Source organism: Halalkalibacter alkaliphilus, assembly GCF_023555415.1.
Taxonomy (GTDB): domain Bacteria; phylum Bacillota; class Bacilli; order Bacillales; family Bacillaceae_D; genus Halalkalibacter; species Halalkalibacter alkaliphilus.
Window position 1 is genome coordinate 1 of record NZ_JAKRYL010000014.1, and the last position, 17760, is coordinate 17760.

At 37.9% G+C, this 17760-nt stretch carries 19 protein-coding genes; 8 read left to right on the forward strand and 11 right to left on the reverse strand.

The genetic code is table 11. The annotated features are described in order from the left end of the window. Positions 1-271 precede the first annotated feature (271 nt). The 4 genes from deoD to MF646_RS13825 form a co-directional block, all read right to left on the reverse strand. Positions 272-976, reverse strand: a complete 705-nt coding sequence (gene deoD, locus MF646_RS13810; RefSeq protein WP_250097095.1) for a purine-nucleoside phosphorylase — start codon at positions 974-976, stop codon at positions 272-274. Positions 977-1142: 166 nt separating this feature from the next. Then, positions 1143-1670 (reverse strand): carbonic anhydrase, encoded by a 528-nt coding sequence (locus tag MF646_RS13815; protein ID WP_250097096.1) that lies wholly within the window; start codon positions 1668-1670, stop codon positions 1143-1145. A 12-nt stretch (positions 1671-1682) separates the two neighbouring features. After that, positions 1683-2699 (reverse strand): sodium-dependent bicarbonate transport family permease, encoded by a 1017-nt coding sequence (locus MF646_RS13820; RefSeq protein WP_250097097.1) that lies wholly within the window; start codon positions 2697-2699, stop codon positions 1683-1685. Positions 2700-2845: 146 nt separating this feature from the next. Then, positions 2846-3211, reverse strand: coding sequence for a Na-translocating system protein MpsC family protein (locus tag MF646_RS13825; RefSeq protein ID WP_250097098.1), 366 nt, complete (start codon positions 3209-3211; stop codon positions 2846-2848). A gap of 443 nt (positions 3212-3654) precedes the next feature. Here MF646_RS13825 and MF646_RS13830 point away from each other — a divergent pair, with 443 nt between their 5' ends. From MF646_RS13830 to MF646_RS13850, 5 genes are all read left to right on the forward strand, one after another. Then, complete coding sequence (locus MF646_RS13830) at positions 3655-4740, forward strand: iron-containing alcohol dehydrogenase family protein (RefSeq protein WP_250097099.1); 1086 nt, start codon at positions 3655-3657, stop codon at positions 4738-4740. A 22-nt stretch (positions 4741-4762) separates the two neighbouring features. Next, complete coding sequence (locus MF646_RS13835) at positions 4763-5578, forward strand: MetQ/NlpA family ABC transporter substrate-binding protein (protein ID WP_250097100.1); 816 nt, start codon at positions 4763-4765, stop codon at positions 5576-5578. A 61-nt stretch (positions 5579-5639) separates the two neighbouring features. Next, on the forward strand, positions 5640-6653 hold the full coding sequence (locus tag MF646_RS13840; RefSeq protein ID WP_250097101.1) for a methionine ABC transporter ATP-binding protein: 1014 nt from the start codon (positions 5640-5642) through the stop codon (positions 6651-6653). A gap of 1 nt (position 6654) precedes the next feature. After that, the gene (locus MF646_RS13845) at positions 6655-7326 is read left to right on the forward strand and encodes a methionine ABC transporter permease (RefSeq protein WP_250097102.1); all 672 of its coding nucleotides are present in this window, start codon (positions 6655-6657) and stop codon (positions 7324-7326) included. Positions 7327-7343: 17 nt separating this feature from the next. Beyond that, positions 7344-8450, forward strand: a complete 1107-nt coding sequence (locus tag MF646_RS13850) for an alpha-hydroxy-acid oxidizing protein (RefSeq protein ID WP_250097103.1) — start codon at positions 7344-7346, stop codon at positions 8448-8450. Between the two features lie 277 nt (positions 8451-8727). Here MF646_RS13850 and MF646_RS13855 read toward each other — a convergent pair whose 3' ends face one another. Together MF646_RS13855 and MF646_RS13860 are read right to left on the reverse strand one after the other, a co-directional pair. Beyond that, complete coding sequence (locus MF646_RS13855; protein WP_250097104.1) at positions 8728-9879, reverse strand: acyl-CoA dehydrogenase family protein; 1152 nt, start codon at positions 9877-9879, stop codon at positions 8728-8730. Between the two features lie 127 nt (positions 9880-10006). Next, positions 10007-10501, reverse strand: a complete 495-nt coding sequence (locus MF646_RS13860; RefSeq protein WP_250097105.1) for a L,D-transpeptidase family protein — start codon at positions 10499-10501, stop codon at positions 10007-10009. A gap of 150 nt (positions 10502-10651) precedes the next feature. Between MF646_RS13860 and MF646_RS13865 the strand changes: the two genes are divergently transcribed. Continuing rightward, positions 10652-10798 (forward strand): YycC family protein, encoded by a 147-nt coding sequence (locus tag MF646_RS13865; protein WP_070808098.1) that lies wholly within the window; start codon positions 10652-10654, stop codon positions 10796-10798. A 57-nt stretch (positions 10799-10855) separates the two neighbouring features. On the opposite strand, the gene MF646_RS13870 is transcribed toward MF646_RS13865, so the two are convergent. From MF646_RS13870 to MF646_RS13880, 3 genes are all read right to left on the reverse strand, one after another. Next, complete coding sequence (locus MF646_RS13870; RefSeq protein WP_250097106.1) at positions 10856-12688, reverse strand: dihydroorotate dehydrogenase; 1833 nt, start codon at positions 12686-12688, stop codon at positions 10856-10858. Positions 12689-12815: 127 nt separating this feature from the next. Then, positions 12816-13781 (reverse strand): D-2-hydroxyacid dehydrogenase, encoded by a 966-nt coding sequence (locus MF646_RS13875; RefSeq protein ID WP_250097107.1) that lies wholly within the window; start codon positions 13779-13781, stop codon positions 12816-12818. Between the two features lie 139 nt (positions 13782-13920). Then, complete coding sequence (locus MF646_RS13880) at positions 13921-14781, reverse strand: MBL fold metallo-hydrolase (protein WP_250097108.1); 861 nt, start codon at positions 14779-14781, stop codon at positions 13921-13923. Positions 14782-14972: 191 nt separating this feature from the next. Between MF646_RS13880 and gloA2 the strand changes: the two genes are divergently transcribed. Beyond that, entirely contained in the window at positions 14973-15371 is a 399-nt protein-coding gene (gloA2, locus tag MF646_RS13885; RefSeq protein ID WP_250097231.1) for an SMU1112c/YaeR family gloxylase I-like metalloprotein, read from the forward strand. An 84-nt stretch (positions 15372-15455) separates the two neighbouring features. After that, entirely contained in the window at positions 15456-15662 is a 207-nt protein-coding gene (locus tag MF646_RS13890) for an alpha/beta-type small acid-soluble spore protein (RefSeq protein ID WP_250097109.1), read from the forward strand. A 49-nt stretch (positions 15663-15711) separates the two neighbouring features. Here MF646_RS13890 and MF646_RS13895 read toward each other — a convergent pair whose 3' ends face one another. Together MF646_RS13895 and MF646_RS13900 are read right to left on the reverse strand one after the other, a co-directional pair. After that, positions 15712-16500 (reverse strand): alpha/beta hydrolase family protein, encoded by a 789-nt coding sequence (locus tag MF646_RS13895; RefSeq protein WP_250097110.1) that lies wholly within the window; start codon positions 16498-16500, stop codon positions 15712-15714. Positions 16501-16647: 147 nt separating this feature from the next. Then, positions 16648-17418 (reverse strand): hypothetical protein, encoded by a 771-nt coding sequence (locus MF646_RS13900; RefSeq protein WP_250097111.1) that lies wholly within the window; start codon positions 17416-17418, stop codon positions 16648-16650. Positions 17419-17760: the final 342 nt, after the last annotated feature.

The window sequence follows — 17760 nt, forward strand, 5'->3', positions numbered from 1 at the left end:
CTATTTCCTAATTAAGAGAAATTCCTCCGCTTATTTATCAAATTTGCTTTAGTGTCAGCGTCTAATGAACTTGTACAATCGGAAGCTTTAGATTAATAAGTACATTACATTAAAGAAAAAAAGCTTGAGGGCTGTAAAATTCTCTCAAGCTTTTTTGTTGCGGGGAGTATATCTAGCGCGTTGACGTGTAGGAAGAAAGTTACGGCGAGTAACCTTCATAATAATCAAATAGGCATAAAGAGGGAAGCCCGCTTTATGCCTAAGAAATAGATTATTTTTTTGTGACAGCTTCAAGTGCAACTTCCATCATGTCACTAAATGTTGTTTGGCGTTCTTCAGAAGTAGTTTCTTCACCAGTTAAGATATGATCACTTACTGTAAGGACAGAAAGTGCTCTTCTGCCAAATTTAGAAGCAAGGGTGTATAGAGCAGCCGATTCCATCTCAACAGCTAAAATACCGTATTTCGCCCACTTCTCTAACTCTGCATTGTCATTATAAAACATATCTGCAGTAAAGACATTCCCTACTTTTAAATTTAACCCTTTTTCAAGGCCGGCATCATACGCTTGTTTAAGTAAATCAAAATTAGCAGTAGGAGCGAAGTCTACTCCACCAAATGTTAAACGATTCATTTGCGAATCGGTCGAAGCGCTCATTGCTAAAATGACATCCCTTACTTTAACATCCTTTTGAATCGCTCCACAAGTTCCAACACGTACTAAGTTTTGAACATTGTATTCTTGCATAAGTTCATTAATGTATATAGAAATGGAAGGAACACCCATTCCTGTTCCTTGAACCGAGATACGCTCACCTTTATATGTACCGGTAAATCCTAACATGCCTCTTACTTCATTATAGCAAACAGCATCTTCTAAAAATGTTTCAGCTATATATTTCGCTCGTAGTGGATCCCCTGGAAGGAGAATCGTTTCTGCTATTTCACCTTGTTTTGCTCCGATATGTACGCTCATTTTTATGCCTCCTATGACCTCTGGAAGGTAGGTTAGTTTCCTCATTACTATAACATAAACAAGCTCCATCTCAAATTTTAGGATTCGATAAGGAAATCACCTTTTTCTTTTTTGAAATAAAAAAGCCTGCAATTAGGATAGTTCCTAATTGCAGGTACGCGTCGTGTTAACAAATACCTTCTTCCGTCTCAGGAGAAATGGACGTGAAATGTCCAGTATTTGTATTTACTGTAAAAGCTTCAATTTTTACACGCTTAGGGATGAGAGGATGTTTTTTTAGTAATGTAACACTTGCTTTTAACGTTTCTTCTACACACTCTTTTGGTCCCTTAAGCCATGAAAGAATATCTTCATTTAATATACGACTATATTCAATTGTATCTAGGAGGTCCTGGTCAATCTCATCGTTTTTAAACTTGTCAAGTAAGATCTTTTGATTAAAGTTAGGTCTAGTTTGTGCTTCGGGGGCAATCAAATATATATCATCAACCCCTTGCTCATATATAGCTAAAATAATATTCCGTATCAAGCAACCATAAGGCTGAGTTACTGCAGCGCCTTCGCTTGAAAGAACAAGCAATTGACTAGATTCTATGTTGAGCCATTGTGGAAGTCGTTGCGTGAATTCATGTTCACAATGAGCTATAACTAGTACTTTATTGCTTGTAACCTGCCGGTTCAACCTTTTCATCATCTGGATTCCCCCTTAGAAATGAATTAACCACTGAGCAAATTGATAATATAGTGGAATTCCAATGATCAGATTAAATGGAAAAGTAATACCAAGTGCAAGACCTAAATAGACAGAAGGATTGGCTTCGGGTACGGAAGTACGTAAGGCAGCAGGGGCAGCAATATAGGAAGCACTACCAGCAAGGACTCCCATTAAAGTCATTCCACCAAGAGATAATCCGATAACATTTCCAACAAGTACCCCTAAAATTCCACCTACAATCGGCATGATAATTCCAAAAAGAAAAAGCTGTGGACCTTGTTTGCGAACTTCAGGTAACCTTGCACCAGCAGTTAACCCCATGCTAAGGAGAAATAGAATAAGCACACTGCCATATAGATCAATAAACAATGGCTGGACTGTCGGAAGTGCCTGCTCTCCAGCAATGAGACCAATGAGAAGGGCACCGAGCAATAGCAAAATACTTTTTCCAAATAAAGCTTCTTTTAATACTTCTTTATCTATCCAAGCTGTTGCAGGTGAGGCAAAAGCAACAGTTTTTGGTGAATAGCTCTGCGTTTCTGATTTCTTTTGTTCCATCACTTTCAAGAGAATTAATGACACGATAATAGCTGGACTTTCCATTAAAACAACCATGGCATTCATGAATCCTTCATATGTCGTCCCGATTTGATCAAGGAAGGAAATAGCAGCTCCATATGTGACAATACTTACTGAGCCATATGTCGCTGCAAGAGCAATGGCATTCTTTTTATCAATTTTGATTGTTTTCAATAGAAGCAACGTCACAATAGGCAAAGTAGAACCTAGGAATAATGTGCCAATTACAGGTGAGATGACCTCTTCTAATGAATATTTGGATAACTCAATCCCTCCTTTCAACCCAATCGCAACAAGTAAAAAAATGCTTAGTGTTTCACTGAGTGCGCTTGGAAACTTTAAGTCAGACTTAACGAGAGCGGCGAATAAGCCTAGGACAAAGAACAAAACAACAGGTGACAATATGTTTTGAATCATAATTTCATACATCGTTTGAATCCTCCTTTATGACTATTTAAATATAAAAAAACCGCCGATTAGGAAGTCAGTTTCATCCGTTAGACGCTACTGCTTTCATAATTGGCGGTTTATCTTTAACGAGCCATTAACGCTTTTTAAAGATCTCCCTTATTCATTTAAGTTAAAGTTTTCTCTAAGTCGGTTGCTAATTTAAAAACCATTAATCGTTCGCCTGTTTTTGTACTAATATCTGTATGAAGCGTAATGACTTCAATCCCTACAATTTCTTGGATTAGCTCACCTAATGCATCGCGACCAGACTCTACAAGTTCACAGCGGACTTTTTTGATCGATAATCGACCTTCATCTTTTTGACAAAGTGCATATTCAGCAGGGGTTAACACCCCTTTAAGTGTCACGATAATCATGTCACGCAGGATATCGGTTTTTACAGAAACGGATCCTCGTCCTAAGAAATCCTTTTCCCATTGGGTTAGAGATTTTGAGATTGACGCTTCTAATGATCCTTTTGTTCGTATCATTTAAGATACCTCCTAAAATGTGTAGACGAGAATGATACAAAAAAGGCATATTTCTTCATGGGATAAGAAGAAATACGCCGATTTACCATAAATGTTTAAGTTAGAAGTTGTTTCGACTTTTTCATCTTATCGATTACATCAATAAAACGCTAAAGAGAACAAGACTTCTTCACTTCTCCATTTGATCTCTCGGAATCTAATGTTACTTAAATCATAGCTTGATATTAATAAGGTGTCAATTCTTTTTTCTTAAGAAAGGCAGATTTTTCAGAATGTTGCGGGGAAAGAATGACACGATTTCTTTTTGTGAAATATTTTTTTCGAAAAACAATTGTCTAAATAGTAAATATTCATTATAATGATGAACAATGAGTTAAAACCAACTTGTTTTCTTGGTTTTTTCTGCTAAAGAAACGGAATGAATGGATAGGGGGAATCCAACGGTGAAGCAAATTAAAGTACAGGCCTCTCCTAGTTACTATGCTTGTGAAGTAGGAGCATACGACCGCCTACCATCTCTCATGGTTGAGGGAAAAGTAGGGAGAGCTTTGTTGGTTCATGGACAAAGATCATTTGAAGCTGCTAAAAGTTTCTTACCTTCTTTTGATCAGATAGATGTTTATTTCGAACAATACGTTGGTGAATGTTCACTAACGGAAATTGAACGTTTAGCAAAGCTTGGAAACGAAAAAGGCTGTGATGTCATTATCGGGTTAGGCGGCGGAAAAGTGATGGATCTAGCCAAATCCGTAGCGAATGAGATGAATGTGCCAGTCGTTTTGCTTCCTACTCTTGCCTCACAATGTGCAGCTTGGACACCGTTGAGTGTGATCTATACAGATACAGGAGATTATATAAAATATACTACTTTTGTGAAGAATCCATGGGTTGTGCTAGTTGAGCCAACCATTATTGCTTCCTCACCTATCTCATACCTTCGTGCGGGAATAGGGGATACATTAGCCAAGTGGTACGAAGCTAAGGCTCTAACAAAAGAATTAGACTACATGCGAGTACCAGTAAAGTTATCGATTCAAACTGCGAATCTATGCAAAGAGCTAATTTTGATAGAAAGCGAAAAAGCATTACATGCCCTAACGCATAAAGAAGTGACACCATCGTTGCTAACCATTATAGAAACAAATATAATGGCGGGAGGTTTAGTAGGCGGATTGGGTGATGAATTTGGTAGAATAGCTGCAGCGCATTCTATTCATAATGCTCTAACACAATTCGAAGAAACTCATCATTTCCTTCACGGTGAAAAAGTAGCTTATGGTATACTTGTTCAACTTGCACTTGAAGGTGAGCTAGAGGAGATAGAGAAGTTGCTTCCTTTCTATGAAAAAGTTGGCTTGCCAGTTTCCTTAAAGGAATTAGGCTTAAAACTAAATGATGAAGTCTTAGAAGCAATATCAAAAAAAACATTGCATCCAAATGAATCGATTCATTTTATGAGTCAGTCATTCACAACAACTCAGGTTGTTCACGGAATTCAAACCGTTGAAACATATAAAAATAAAAGATAAAAAAAGGGTAGGAGAGAGAAAAATGAAAAAAGTATTAATTTCTGCGTTAACAGCTTTATCGATGATCGGTCTTGCAGCTTGCGGTGGGGGTGGAGACACTGGTACTGGTGAATTAGCTGAAGATCAATTAAAAGTAGGGGTAACTGCTGGTCCTCACGAACAAATTATGGAAAAAGTAATTGAATTAGCAGCTGAAGAAGGTCTTGAGATTGATATGACCGTTTTTACAGAGTATGTAATGCCAAATGTAGCGCTTGATGAAGGTGAATTGGATCTAAACAGCTTCCAACATAAGCCATATCTAGATAACTTTAAGGAAGAGCGTAACCTTGATTTAATTGATGTTGCCACAACAGTTAACTTCCCAATGGGAATCTACTCTATTGCAGTAACTGATGTAGCAGAATTGCAAGAAGGAGATAAAGTTGGATTACCGAATGACCCAACAAATGGAGCTCGTGCGTTAATTTTATTTGAACAAGCTGGTCTACTTACACTTGATCCTGATGCTGGCGTTACTGCAACAGTAAATGATATTACAGATAACCCATATAATTTAGAGTTTATTGAGCTTGAAGCATCACAAATCCCAAGACAATTAGATGAGTTAGCTGCAGCTGCTATTAATACAAACTTTGCAATTGAGCACGGGTATGTACCGACAGAAGATTCTATCTTTATTGAGCCAAGTGATTCTCCTTGGGTAAACGTACTTGCTGTTCGTACAGAGAATGAAAGTGATGCTGTGATTCAAAAATTTATTGAAATTTACCAATCTGAAGAAGTGAAACAATTTATTGAGGAAGAATTTGCCGGTTCAGTTGTAGCTTCATGGTAAGGTAATATATGAGAGTGGGTGACAATTGTCACCCTCTTTTTCTATTAAGGAGTTGACGAATATGATCGAATTAAAGCATGTGTCAAAAACATTTACGTCAAAGAAAACCAACGTTAAGGCACTAGATGACGTTTCTATTCATGTAAAAAAAGGTGAAATATATGGAGTAATTGGATATAGTGGTGCTGGTAAGAGTACACTCATTCGATGTGTAAATTTGCTTGAAAAGCCGAGTGAGGGAGAAATCGTCGTTAATGGGGTGTCAATAACTAATTTATCGACAAATAAACTCCGTGAAGCAAGACAAAACATTGGGATGATCTTTCAAGGATTTAACCTTTTAAAAACAGCTACTGTCTATGATAATATTGCAATTCCATTAAAGTTAACAGGAATACCTAAAGCGGAAATTAATGATAGAGTTAAAAAGTACTTAGCGGTAGTTGGCCTAGAAGCGAAAGCTGATTCATTTCCTAGTCAGTTATCAGGTGGTCAGAAGCAACGTGTAGCAATTGCACGAGCTTTGTCCCATGAACCAGATGTATTGTTAAGTGATGAAGCAACAAGCGCCCTAGACCCAGAAACGACTGAATCAATTTTATCTTTACTATTAAAAATTAATAAAGAGTTTGGAATTACAATCTTATTAATAACTCACGAAATGCATGTCGTTCAAAAGATTTGCGATCGAGTAGCTGTAATGGAGAATGGAAAAGTTATTGAAGAAGGAAAGGTCATTGATATCTTTTCTAAATCGACTACAGATACAACGAAGAAATTCATTAATAGTCTGTTTCCAGAAGATATTCCAACTGAAGTTATTAATTCATTACGTGAACAAGGTCCAGTCATTCGTTTGTCCTTTGTTGGGCAATCAACTGGTAAACCAGCTCTTGCTGAAGTATCTAAGAAATTTGAAGTGTACACAAATATTTTATCTGGAAACATCGTTCAATTGAAAAATGAGCCTTATGGCCGAATGGTTATTCACCTACAAGGAACAAAAGAACAAACAGAGGCGGCCATTACGTATTTAGAAGCAGAGGGTGTACATGTAGAAAGGGTGAATTTGTAGCATGTTTCAAGTAACTGAATTTTTAGATCGTTGGGGAGATCCGATTTGGAAGGCGACCATTGAAACATTTCAGATGGTATCCATCTCATTATTAATATCAATTATCATTGCTTTGCCTTTAGGAACACTACTTGTTTTAACAAGACCAAATAAAAGTTTAGAAAATAAATATGTTTATCAAGTGTTAAATATTGTAATCAATATTACACGTTCAATTCCATTCATTATCTTACTATTCTTTATTTTACCTTTTACAAAATTTATAGTTGGAACGTCAATGGGTGTTAAAGGGGTAATTGTGCCACTAGTTGTTTACACTGCTCCTTACATTGCAAGATTAATGGAATCCGCTCTACTTGAAGTCGATAAAGGGGTACTAGAAGCCTATGAAGCAATGGGAATCAAGACAAGACATATCATTTGGCATGTTATGGTAAGAGAAGCACGTCCTTCTCTTATTCTAGGTTTAACCATTGCAACAATCGGGTTGATTGGTGCAACTGCAATGGCAGGGCTAGTTGGTGCTGGTGGTCTAGGAGACTTAGCATATCGTTTCGGTCATTTACGTTATGAACCAGAAGTTATGTACGCAACAGTCATTATCCTAATTATTCTTGTACAAGGTATTCAATCAATAGGTAATCGCGTGGCAGCTAGATTGAAGAAAGATTAAGAGAGGCAGGGGCAATTATGTCACAAACGATCGGTTTTAGATCTCCTGAGCAGTGGGAGCAAGTTGCAAAAGAACATTTAGATAAAGGTGCCTTTGAATACATTCAAAGTGGCGCTGGTGTGGAAGAAACTCTTCAGGCAAATATCGAAGGATTTAGGAGATTGAAAATTGTTCCTCGCGTTCTACGTGACGTGTCAAAAGTTGACGTGTCAAAAACCATTTTGGGAACTTCTACTCCGGTCCCATTTGCTCTAGCCCCAGTAGGATTTCAAACGATCATCCATCAAGAAGGGGAGCTAGCTGCAGCAAAGGCTGCTGCTGCCCACCAAGTTCCGTTTACAGTTAGTACGGTGTCTACAAGTTCACTGGAAGAAATAGCTGAAGTAATGGGAGACGCTCTACGCTTCTTTCAATTGTATTGGCCAAGTGATGCAGACATTGCTCTAAGCTTTGTAAGACGAGCAGAGCGAAGTGGCTACTCAGCAATTTTTGTTACAGTAGATACTCCGATGCTTGGTTGGAGAGAGCAGGACAAACAAAATCAATACTTTCCATTAAGGGATGGACAAGGTTTAGGAAACTATTTAACGGATCCTGTATTCAATGAGAAGGCAAAGATCATTTCAAGTGTACGAGAAAAAGAAGTGGTTACAGAAGTAGCTGCTCGCTTGTTTAACCCATCATTGACATGGGAAAATCTAAAATGGTTACGAACGAAAACTAATTTACCGATTGTCGTAAAAGGGATCGTTCATCCAGCCGATGCTAAGTTAGCAGTTGATTATGGAATGGATGGGATTGTTGTTTCAAACCATGGGGGAAGGCAATTAGACGGTTCAATAAGCAGTATTGAATCATTACCTATTATTGTTGATGCGGTAAAAGGCCAAATCGAAATCATTTTTGACGGTGGGATTCGTCGAGGTACAGATATAATAAAAGCCCTAGCCTTAGGTGCTGATAGTGTCTTAATTGGTCGGCTGTATGCTTATGGTCTTATAGATGGCCAAGAAGGGGTAGAAACAGTCATTACACAGTTGAAAGCTGAATTACAAACAGCTCTAGCTTTAACAGGTGAAACAGAACTGTCTTATCTACAACAGATAAAATTGATAAAAGTATAAATACAAAAAAAAGATTGCCTTTTTATTAATCAATTAATGACGTGTTGTAAGAGTCATGGTTGAATAGTAAACAGGCACTTTTTTAGGAAATATGAAAGTATTATAATTGTCTAGATTGGTAGTATAATGATATTTTCTGGGGAATAATAAAAAGAGAGTGGAGTCTCACCGAAGTACGGAAAGAAGCTATTTATTGAGGGGGGTGTCTCAAAAGGTCTGTAATTTGATCTTTTGAGACCCCCCTCTTTAGTTTGAAGTCCACTCTCTTAACATGCTATTATTCAGTGCGTTCAAAAGCTTTTGAAGCAAGTGAGACTAGTGTTCGATCATCCATTGGAGGATTATGTAGACCAGCACGAACATCGCGATAATAGCGCTGGATTGGGTTTTCTTTAAATAAACTTTGCGCGCCAACTACTCGCATTGCGCGGTCGACAATGTTTACCGCACTGTTAACAACATGATATTTTACCGAACTTAATTCAGATTGCATCTCGAGGCGTTCATTTTGAGAACTTGTATCCCATTTTTTTGCAACACCATAAAGAAAATACCGCGCCTGAATTAAATCCGCCTCATTTTCTCCTATTTTGACTTGAACGTTGGGGAGATCTTTTATCGCTGATGATAAGCTATTTGGAGAATATGACTTTGCAAAATCAATCGCAAAATTTTGAGCAGCTTGGGCTATTCCTAAATAGCAAGCCGGAATATGCAAAAGCCAGCCAGCTGGACTTTTCTTTCCAGGGTGAATGACCTCAAGAAAATGATCTGCTGGTATACGAACATTTTTTAAATAGAGATCGTGACTTGCTGTTCCTCTCATGGCAATGGAATTCCATGTTTCTTCAATCTTTACTCCTGGGGCCGAACGATGAATTAAAAAATTTCCGACCTGACCGTCTTCCATCGTTGCTGAAACGATAAAATAATCAAGCGCTGGTGCCATAGATGTAAAGCTCTTTCTCCCGTTAATAACCCAGCTATGTTTTTCGTTTTTGGCAGTGGTCGTAGGCTTTCCACCGCGAGTAGGACTGCCTGTTTCAGGCTCTGAAGCTGCGGCATTTAATAACTTCCCTTCATGTAACACCTCATAAAGGACGCGATCTAGAATATTTTCAGGCCATGATCTATTTTCAATAATCTGAGTAATGATTCCCATATGCCAGCCAATTGATAAGGAAGTTGAACCGTCATATGTAGCAATCACTTCTTGTAAAGAAAGCCAGTCAGCTAATGGGAGACCTGCTCCTCCAAATTCTTTTGGTATCGTTAGGGTCGTATAGCCAATTTCTTTAAGTTCTTGAATGTTTTCCATTGGAAATGTATTTTCTTCATCATGTTTTTGTGCACGAGACAAAAAGGCTTGAGCAGTTTGATGAACGATATACTCTCTCTCTTCGTTTGTATTTACGGTTTGTAGTTTCATGAATCCTCCTCCGTTCACTCGGTTTTTACCAGTTTATCACAAAGGAGGTGAGATTAAGAATGAATTGCCCGCAATGGAAATTGTCAAAAAAATAAGAGTCAAGTACAAAAGAACAATCTTTGTCATGTTAAGGCCTGATAAATACAGACGTACCTATTGGAACGGTGTGCGCTAATTCTTCAACATCGTGATTAAACATTCGAATACAGCCCCGTGAGACATAATGTCCAATTGATTGAGGATCGTCTGTACCATGAATTCCATAGTGTTTCTTTGACAAACTCATCCACATTGTACCAAAAGGTCCTCCTGGGTTTGGTGCTTTATTAATGATAATAAAATCCCCAACGGGTGTTTCATGAAGAACACGGCCTACACCAACAGGGTAAACCTTTTGAATCTGATCTTGAACCATTAAAGTCAACGTTCTATTGGTAAGTGAGACATGGATGGAGAAGGGGATCGTTAGGGGAGAGGGAAGGCCTGGTATATTTAGCCTTTGCCCAACAAGTATCAGATCTGGATTTATACCGGGATTGGCTGCAACTAACTCTTGGAAAGGAATTCGATAGTCTTCTGAAATGGAAAACAATGTTTCTCCTGCTTGAACGGTATGAATCATGCACATCCTCCTTTTTACTTTTTATCAACCTATGTAAACTTTCAGTGAATAGAACGTTATAGAAAAGATTACAGAACTAAGGTGATCATTGTATCTCTTTCTATTCATATGGTTTAATAAAGGTAACTGAAAGGAAAGGGAGATTATATTATGAGACCATTGCAAATTTCTGCAGAAACAGCACAGAAGCTTTCAGAGTCATTAAATGTGCCCATTGAACAAATTATGCATATGCCTCAGCACATTTTGTTAGCGAAGCTTGCTGAGTTACAAGAAAGCGAGAAAAAGGATAAATAAAACAAGCTTATTGAAGGGCACTGAAAAAGGTTTGATATTAACCTTTTCGTGCCCTTTCTAGTTGAATTCCCTTTTTGAATGGAAAAAGCGATAAGACAAGCTGAGTCCAATGAGGTAGATAACGAGCGCAAAGTATGCTGGCAGCAAGTGAATGAAGGTTGTATAACCAATTGCAAAATGAACAGAGATCCCACTTGCAAATGCAGGAACTCCTCCAATCAATAACATCCACCATACCCAGCGGCTACCTTGATGATACCCCCATAATGCAACCATTAGTACAAGAAGACCAACACTTAAGAGTGCACTACCAAAACCGGCTCGATCATGAGCAATGACAGGGATGAGTTTTTCATTAAACGATTGTAGCATATCAGCTGGCATGCAAAGGTATAGTAAATCTGTTTGAACAAATACACTCGTAATCCCAATATAGGAAATGATGATACTACCGAGGACGAAAGAAAAGCCGAGTATGACAAAACAAAATTGCCCGTATAAACTATTTTTCCAATGGTGATCGTTGTCTCGATTCGAAGACGAAGGTGTTCCTCTTAGTCTATTTGTTTGAAAATAGCCGATGCAATAAAATGGCAGCAACACGAGCCAAAATAGCATGTGAAGCCAATCAAAATATCCGTAGCCAATAAAAAGAAAAATACCTAAAAATCCAATAATAGCGGCAATGTCCGTTGCCTGTTTCGCCCAAAGCATTCCATTACGAATACCATATCTAGCTAAAAACATATAAATGATCCCGCCTGAGATCATTGTTCCCGCAAGTGTCATTCGATCGTGAGCCATAAAAAATAGGATGCGTTCGTTGAAATAATAAATTGATTCACGAGGCATGCCTAAGAAATACTCATCATAGGGAAGGATAATTGTCGTCATACTAAGAATTAGAGCAAATAACCCTCCGATCATAATAAATAACCCAAAAAGCCAATACCATTCCCAGCCTTGATAAGATACAGGAGCTACGTTAATCTCATCAAGCTGCGCCTCTTTAATTCTCTTTGGCAGTCCCGGACCTGCAAAGACGTAACCGTGAGATAAAAGTAGCATGTCCGCACCTGCATGTAATAGCTTTAATGCATCTCTGGGTTGTACAATCCCTCCAACAGTGATGATTGGCAATGAAAAGTGATGTTCTCGCAAAAATTTTAACGTTTTTACGTGTGAAGAAAGAGTTTCCTCATTTTCTTTTTGATTGCCCTCTTCTAGAACCACCCCTGAAAAATTTTGTTCAATCTCATGCAACGGTAGGTCTTCAACTTGATTTTCTCCGATAGCAAGTAAGGTTGGTTTGCTCGTAGCATGAGATACTGACAGTGTACGAATGTCAGTGTCGATTAGAGAGTGATTTGTCATATCAATAACAAAACCATCAGTAAATGGCGCTAAGCGCTCAGTGATTTCTTCTAAATGCTGATCGTTTTCAGTTATCCTAATAAAAATAGGCTTATTTACATTGTGTTTCCTTAATTTCGTTATAGCTTGCTCTACACTTAACGTTGGAGTGGATTCACTGAAATCAATTCGTTGTTCTAAATGGTGAATGATTGGATTCTTTTGACTTGGGATAGACATTTTGCCTACTGGGCCTACTTCAATAAAGCCAAAGCCTAGATTGGCAAAAGCTTGCGTTCCTGATAAGTTGGGGTCTATTCTACAGGACAGGCCGATTGAATTCTCAAGTTCTATCTGCAGAATGTTTTTCTTAAGAAGGTGGGAAGATTCTTCTCTCCCTAAAAAGTGAATCACTTGTTTCCCACCAGGCGTCGTAGCAATTCGGTTCATCGTTTTATGAATAAATTCCCGCGATATCTTTGCTGGAAGTTTTGATAATACTGGTTTAAATAACACATGATAGGACCAATCCGGCATTCTCGATTCCTCCCATATGAATAGTATTATCATTGTAGCATCTTACTACATAGAAGAGTGACATCTAATAAAATGTATCATATAAAAAAAGAAGTGCCCCCTTTAAGCACTTCTACATTCGATTATTTTAGTAGCCTTTTTTGTAATCAACGAGGTTGACAGAAAACGGTTGATGTCTTACATAATTGTTTAGATTTGGAATGAGAATTTCATCCATTACACGTTTATCGTAATACTCGGTTGAGCCAGCTGTATGCGGAGTAATAATAACATTGTCATGATCCCAAAGCTTCGATTCTTCAGGAAGAGGCTCCTGTTCAAATACATCTAAGCCGGCCCCAGCAATCTCTTGGTTCTCAAGAGCATCTAGTAAATCAGCTTCAACAACAATTTCCCCACGACCAATATTTATCAAAAATGCGCTCCGCTTCATCAATTTAAATTGCTCAGCAGCAAATAGGTGTTGCGTGTCTGTTGTAAGTGGTAGTGTGATGACGACATAGTCGCATCTAGGCAGAATGTCGTTTAAGTGACTTGATGTATAGATTTCATCCACATTAGGGGATGGCTGTCCTGAATGTCGAATGCCAATGACATGCATGCCGAAAGCTTTAGCAATCTTTGCTGTTTCTTGACCAATCGCACCTACCCCTATAATACCAATTGTTTTCCTATGAATTTCAAGCTTCATATGCTCATGGTGCCATGTTTTAGATTGTTGATTTTTTACATAGGTATGTATTTTTCTCGTTAGGCTAAGCATTAATGCAAATATCGTTTCTGAAATAGGATAAGCATGAACTCCGTTTGCGCTGGTGATGTGAACTCCTCTCAATTGTAACTCAGAAAGAGGGAGGTGATTTACACCAGCAGACCAAGTTTGGATCCACGTAAGGGGTGTTTGATCTTCTCGGAAAAGAAGGTCCTTCATTTCGGCTTTCCAGCCTGCTATGATTTCAGCATCTTTAATATGTTCTTCCCAAATCGATCGATCTCTTCCAACAATTACTTCCCATTCAGGTAGGATTACATTTAGTTGTTGTACATAATTGTCTTCAATATTTTGTGTGATAACTAATTTTCTTTTTGTCATCTCATACCTCCTGATACTGTTTCTTTTTATATTATCAGAAAGTTATGTATAAAGAGACGAATGTTCGCTAAAAATTTGAGGATTGTTTAAATAACAAGGGTGACCAATTGTTTTCAGACACCCTAGTTATTTGATTAAATTAATGAATGTTTGAATCGACATAGCGACCGTAGTCAGGAATCGCTACCTTATCAAAATCTGCTGCAAGTTTATCAAGGCTTTTAGTCAGTTCTTCTCCGTACATCGGTAGGCCATGGCCCGTAATAGCAACAGTAGGTTCGAGATGTTTTAAAATACCAACTGACTCCCATGCTGCTTCCCAATCAGTCGTTAAGTACCTAGGAGGACCATTCATCTCTTTTTCTTGTGTGAGTACTTTATAAAGTGAGTCTTGTTTGACAGTCACAAAGGCGTCACCGGCAATTAGCGCATTGTCTTCAATTCTGATGAATGAGCAATGGCCAGGAGTATGACCAGGAGTGTGGATCCAGCGCCAACCAGGCATTTCTGGAATGCGGTGATCTTTAGGTAATTCCTTTAGACGGTTTCCAAGTTGTATCGGACCATTTGGGAATATGGACGACATTTTCGCAATCAGTCCGCCTTCCACGCTCGTATCTGGCTCAGGATAACTTCTTTCACCTGTTAAGTACGGAAATTCTGCTGAATGAGCATAGATTGGGACATCCCATTCCTCAGCTAATTCAACAATTGCTCCAACGTGGTCAAAATGACCGTGAGTTAGAACAATTGCGCGAGGGGGCTGTACTGAACCAAATTTATCTTTTAATGCACTAAGAATGTTATCTGCAGATTTTGGCATGCCTGCATCGACTAATACCCACGCGTTAGCTTTCGTTGGGTCTCCTACAAAACAAACATTAACTACTTGAACAGGCAAACAATAGATTTGTGGGGCTACTTCTTGAATGACACCATCAGTAACAGATGTAATCGGAATAAACTTATTATCTTCGCTATAATGCATTTCCTGATCCACGTAAAGATCCCTCCTATAAAGTTCAGTATGACCGCTTTTAGTTTTTAACCTATTTAAAGTTTTATGTAATGGACAATAAAAAAGCTTATTAGAGCGTGCTCAAAAGAGTCTGTTCAAGAAGGGGAAAAGAACTTCTTTTTGAACAGACTTAACGAATGTTATAATGGAGAATATTTTTCTGGGAGGACGTTATAGTGTTTAAACACATCCATCATGTAGCTATTATTTGTTCGGATTATGAGAAATCAAAGCATTTCTATGTGAATATTTTAGGATTGAAAATTATAAATGAAACTTATCGAAGCGAGCGAAACTCATATAAATTAGACCTTCAAATTGGAAACAGTCAAATTGAATTATTTTCATTTCCGGAGTCTCCGGAAAGACCAAGTTATCCTGAGGCAAGGGGATTAAGGCATCCTGCTTTTGAAGTAGATGATGTTCAAACGTGTAAAAATTGGTTAGAAGAGCAGAGGATAGAAGTAGAGTCTATTCGAATCGATGAAACAACCGGAAAGAAATTCACCTTTTTTTCAGATCCAGATGGATTGCCTCTAGAGCTCTATGAAGCCAATACAATCAATAAGTAAACTTTTCCAACAAAAAAGTTGCATAAGTTGATACGTTTCTCACACAATAGTTACTGAACACGAACAAAGCGAGGTGAACTAAAAATGGCAAGCAACAACAACAGTAGTAACCAACTATTAGTACCTGGGGTTGAACAAGCTCTAGATCAAATGAAGTATGAAATTGCTTCTGAATTTGGTGTACAACTTGGCGCAGATGCAACTGCACGTGCGAACGGTTCTGTTGGCGGCGAGATCACCAAGCGTCTAGTTCAACAAGCTGAGCAACAACTTGGAGGTTCACAGTTTTAATTAAAACTTTACCCTAGCCCACAAATGTTATCATTTTGAAACCCCGTCATCATGACGGGGTTCTTTTCACTACTGTTTGAAGCCAATCAAAGGATTTATTAAAAAGTTCATGTTCCCATTTCGTATTGGAGAATGTATGATCAGCCTCATTAATGAAGCTATATCCGAACTTTTGATGCTCTGTTTCAGAAAGGGCTTGTATATAGCTTTCTGCATGTTCGCAAGGAATATCTTCATCGTTTGTTCCATGAACAACAAAAACGGATCCAGGAAACGATTGTATCGTTTTTAGGGGATGATGATTTTTTAAATCATTAAAAAAAGACTTGCTTAATAAAAAACCTTTATAATCGGAATAACCTTGTATTTGAGCAGTATGTTCCGCTTCTTTCCCTGTAATCGAAGTAATATCAGTATAAGGATTGGCAACAGGTGACCATAGAATAATGTCTTTGATAAGTGGGAATTGATAGGCAGTAAGTGCAGTAAGTGCCCCGCCAAGACTATGTCCAATAATAATGATGTTATTAGGATCTACTTCTATCATTTGTGATACGTAATGAATAGCGGATTTCAATTCCTCAATTTGCTTGGAAACCGTGACGTCTTTATAATCTCCTTCACTTTCCCCGCAACCACTAAAGTCAAATCGAAAGCAAACAAAGCCTTTATTAGAGAAGTAATTAGCTGCTTTCACGAACATTCGATGTTCTCCGACTTTGCTTCCGATAAACCCATGAACAAAGATAATAGCCGGAGAAGGTTGTTGTTGATGATCTGGTTTATGAAGAACAGCCGATAATGTATTTGAATGGAAACGAATTGCTTTAGTCGTCATTTCTGGCACCTCTTTAAAGTCTTATAATTAGTAAGTATAAAGGAAGACGGGGTTGATCTCAATTTAAATATACTAAAGAGATCGGATTTGTATGTATTATTTTGTGAAAAAAGTTTGCCTCAAAAAAATGAGACAAACCGGTAAGACCTAATCTTCAAATTGAACTTCTCCATCTATCGTGTACGTGATATCTTTATAACTTGCCTCTAGTGATGTACTTGTATAGTCCATTTTATCCTTTGGCAAAAAGTAAGTAGACGACTGACCGGTGAGTAACAATACATCTTTAAATACATAGTATGACTGAAGCCTGTTTGGATCAGCTATAACTGTTTCGTCTAACTGAATAGTAAAATGGCTGTCATTTTTACAAATTGTTACTTCGATGTGGTCGACGCATTCATTCTCCTCTAACATGTTGAAATGAGAGTGGAGAGGATATGCATTATAGAGAGCATGTAAAGCCTTTTCAACATGTCCTCTATGTTCTGTTTGGACTTGCTGCTCAAGCGTCAAAAATTCATCGAGCTCCTCGGCACTTGGCAAATATTCAGTACGGAAAAAACGGTCAAAGTAACTTTCTTCTGTATAGAAAAGCAACATTTCTGTTTCAAGTGTCGAATAAGCCAGATCCCATGTAGGTAGCCACGATGAATCCTCTACTTCTGACTCTGGGATGTCTGCGGTTGCCTCGGTGTATGTATCATAAGCGCTTTTTATATCATCAAGAGAACGAACAAATGGATCGGGAAGTAACGAGACGTATATATAAATGTATGTGATCCCTATTAAGAGAACGGTCACATATTTAAGACGATTTTCCTTTTTGCTAATGAAAAACAAACCGATATAGGCAATGACCGATAACAGCAAACTAACAAGAAACATAGGGTATGAAAGATAGGCTTCAAAGAACATGCCTAGCCCTCCAAGGGTAAGCATTGCTAAAAATATAGCGAATTTCCACAATTTTTTGGTGATTGTCACATACCAGAAAATGAGTAAGGCAATTATGATAAAACCAATTTGTAAGTAATGTAAGATAATGAATCAGTCCTTTAATGTAATGTTATAGCCTCTTAATGGAAGAGGCGTTTTCTATTATAAAGGTATCTCCTTCATATTCCCATATAAAAACTCTGAGCTAAAACTTATTAGACTATAAGGTACATAGTAATCATTTTTCGCCATTATGGATAAAAAATTATTTTGAGAATAAAGCAGGGGGCTTATAAAAAAATTAATTATTTACTAAATCTA

What these genes read in the sequence shown, in the direction of transcription:
- deoD (WP_250097095.1), bottom strand. Translation starts at nt 976, where the DNA reads ATGAGCGTACATATCGGAGCAAAACAAGGTGAAATAGCAGAAACGATT.
- MF646_RS13815 (WP_250097096.1), bottom strand. Translation starts at nt 1,670, where the DNA reads ATGATGAAAAGGTTGAACCGGCAGGTTACAAGCAATAAAGTACTAGTT.
- MF646_RS13820 (WP_250097097.1), bottom strand. Translation starts at nt 2,699, where the DNA reads ATGTATGAAATTATGATTCAAAACATATTGTCACCTGTTGTTTTGTTC.
- MF646_RS13825 (WP_250097098.1), bottom strand. Translation starts at nt 3,211, where the DNA reads ATGATACGAACAAAAGGATCATTAGAAGCGTCAATCTCAAAATCTCTA.
- MF646_RS13835 (WP_250097100.1), top strand. Translation starts at nt 4,763, where the DNA reads ATGAAAAAAGTATTAATTTCTGCGTTAACAGCTTTATCGATGATCGGT.
- MF646_RS13840 (WP_250097101.1), top strand. Translation starts at nt 5,640, where the DNA reads ATGATCGAATTAAAGCATGTGTCAAAAACATTTACGTCAAAGAAAACC.
- MF646_RS13845 (WP_250097102.1), top strand. Translation starts at nt 6,655, where the DNA reads ATGTTTCAAGTAACTGAATTTTTAGATCGTTGGGGAGATCCGATTTGG.
- MF646_RS13850 (WP_250097103.1), top strand. Translation starts at nt 7,344, where the DNA reads ATGTCACAAACGATCGGTTTTAGATCTCCTGAGCAGTGGGAGCAAGTT.
- MF646_RS13855 (WP_250097104.1), bottom strand. Translation starts at nt 9,879, where the DNA reads ATGAAACTACAAACCGTAAATACAAACGAAGAGAGAGAGTATATCGTT.
- MF646_RS13860 (WP_250097105.1), bottom strand. Translation starts at nt 10,501, where the DNA reads ATGATTCATACCGTTCAAGCAGGAGAAACATTGTTTTCCATTTCAGAA.
- MF646_RS13865 (WP_070808098.1), top strand. Translation starts at nt 10,652, where the DNA reads ATGAGACCATTGCAAATTTCTGCAGAAACAGCACAGAAGCTTTCAGAG.
- MF646_RS13870 (WP_250097106.1), bottom strand. Translation starts at nt 12,688, where the DNA reads ATGCCGGATTGGTCCTATCATGTGTTATTTAAACCAGTATTATCAAAA.
- MF646_RS13875 (WP_250097107.1), bottom strand. Translation starts at nt 13,781, where the DNA reads ATGACAAAAAGAAAATTAGTTATCACACAAAATATTGAAGACAATTAT.
- MF646_RS13890 (WP_250097109.1), top strand. Translation starts at nt 15,456, where the DNA reads ATGGCAAGCAACAACAACAGTAGTAACCAACTATTAGTACCTGGGGTT.
- MF646_RS13895 (WP_250097110.1), bottom strand. Translation starts at nt 16,500, where the DNA reads ATGACGACTAAAGCAATTCGTTTCCATTCAAATACATTATCGGCTGTT.
- MF646_RS13900 (WP_250097111.1), bottom strand. Translation starts at nt 17,418, where the DNA reads ATGTTCTTTGAAGCCTATCTTTCATACCCTATGTTTCTTGTTAGTTTG.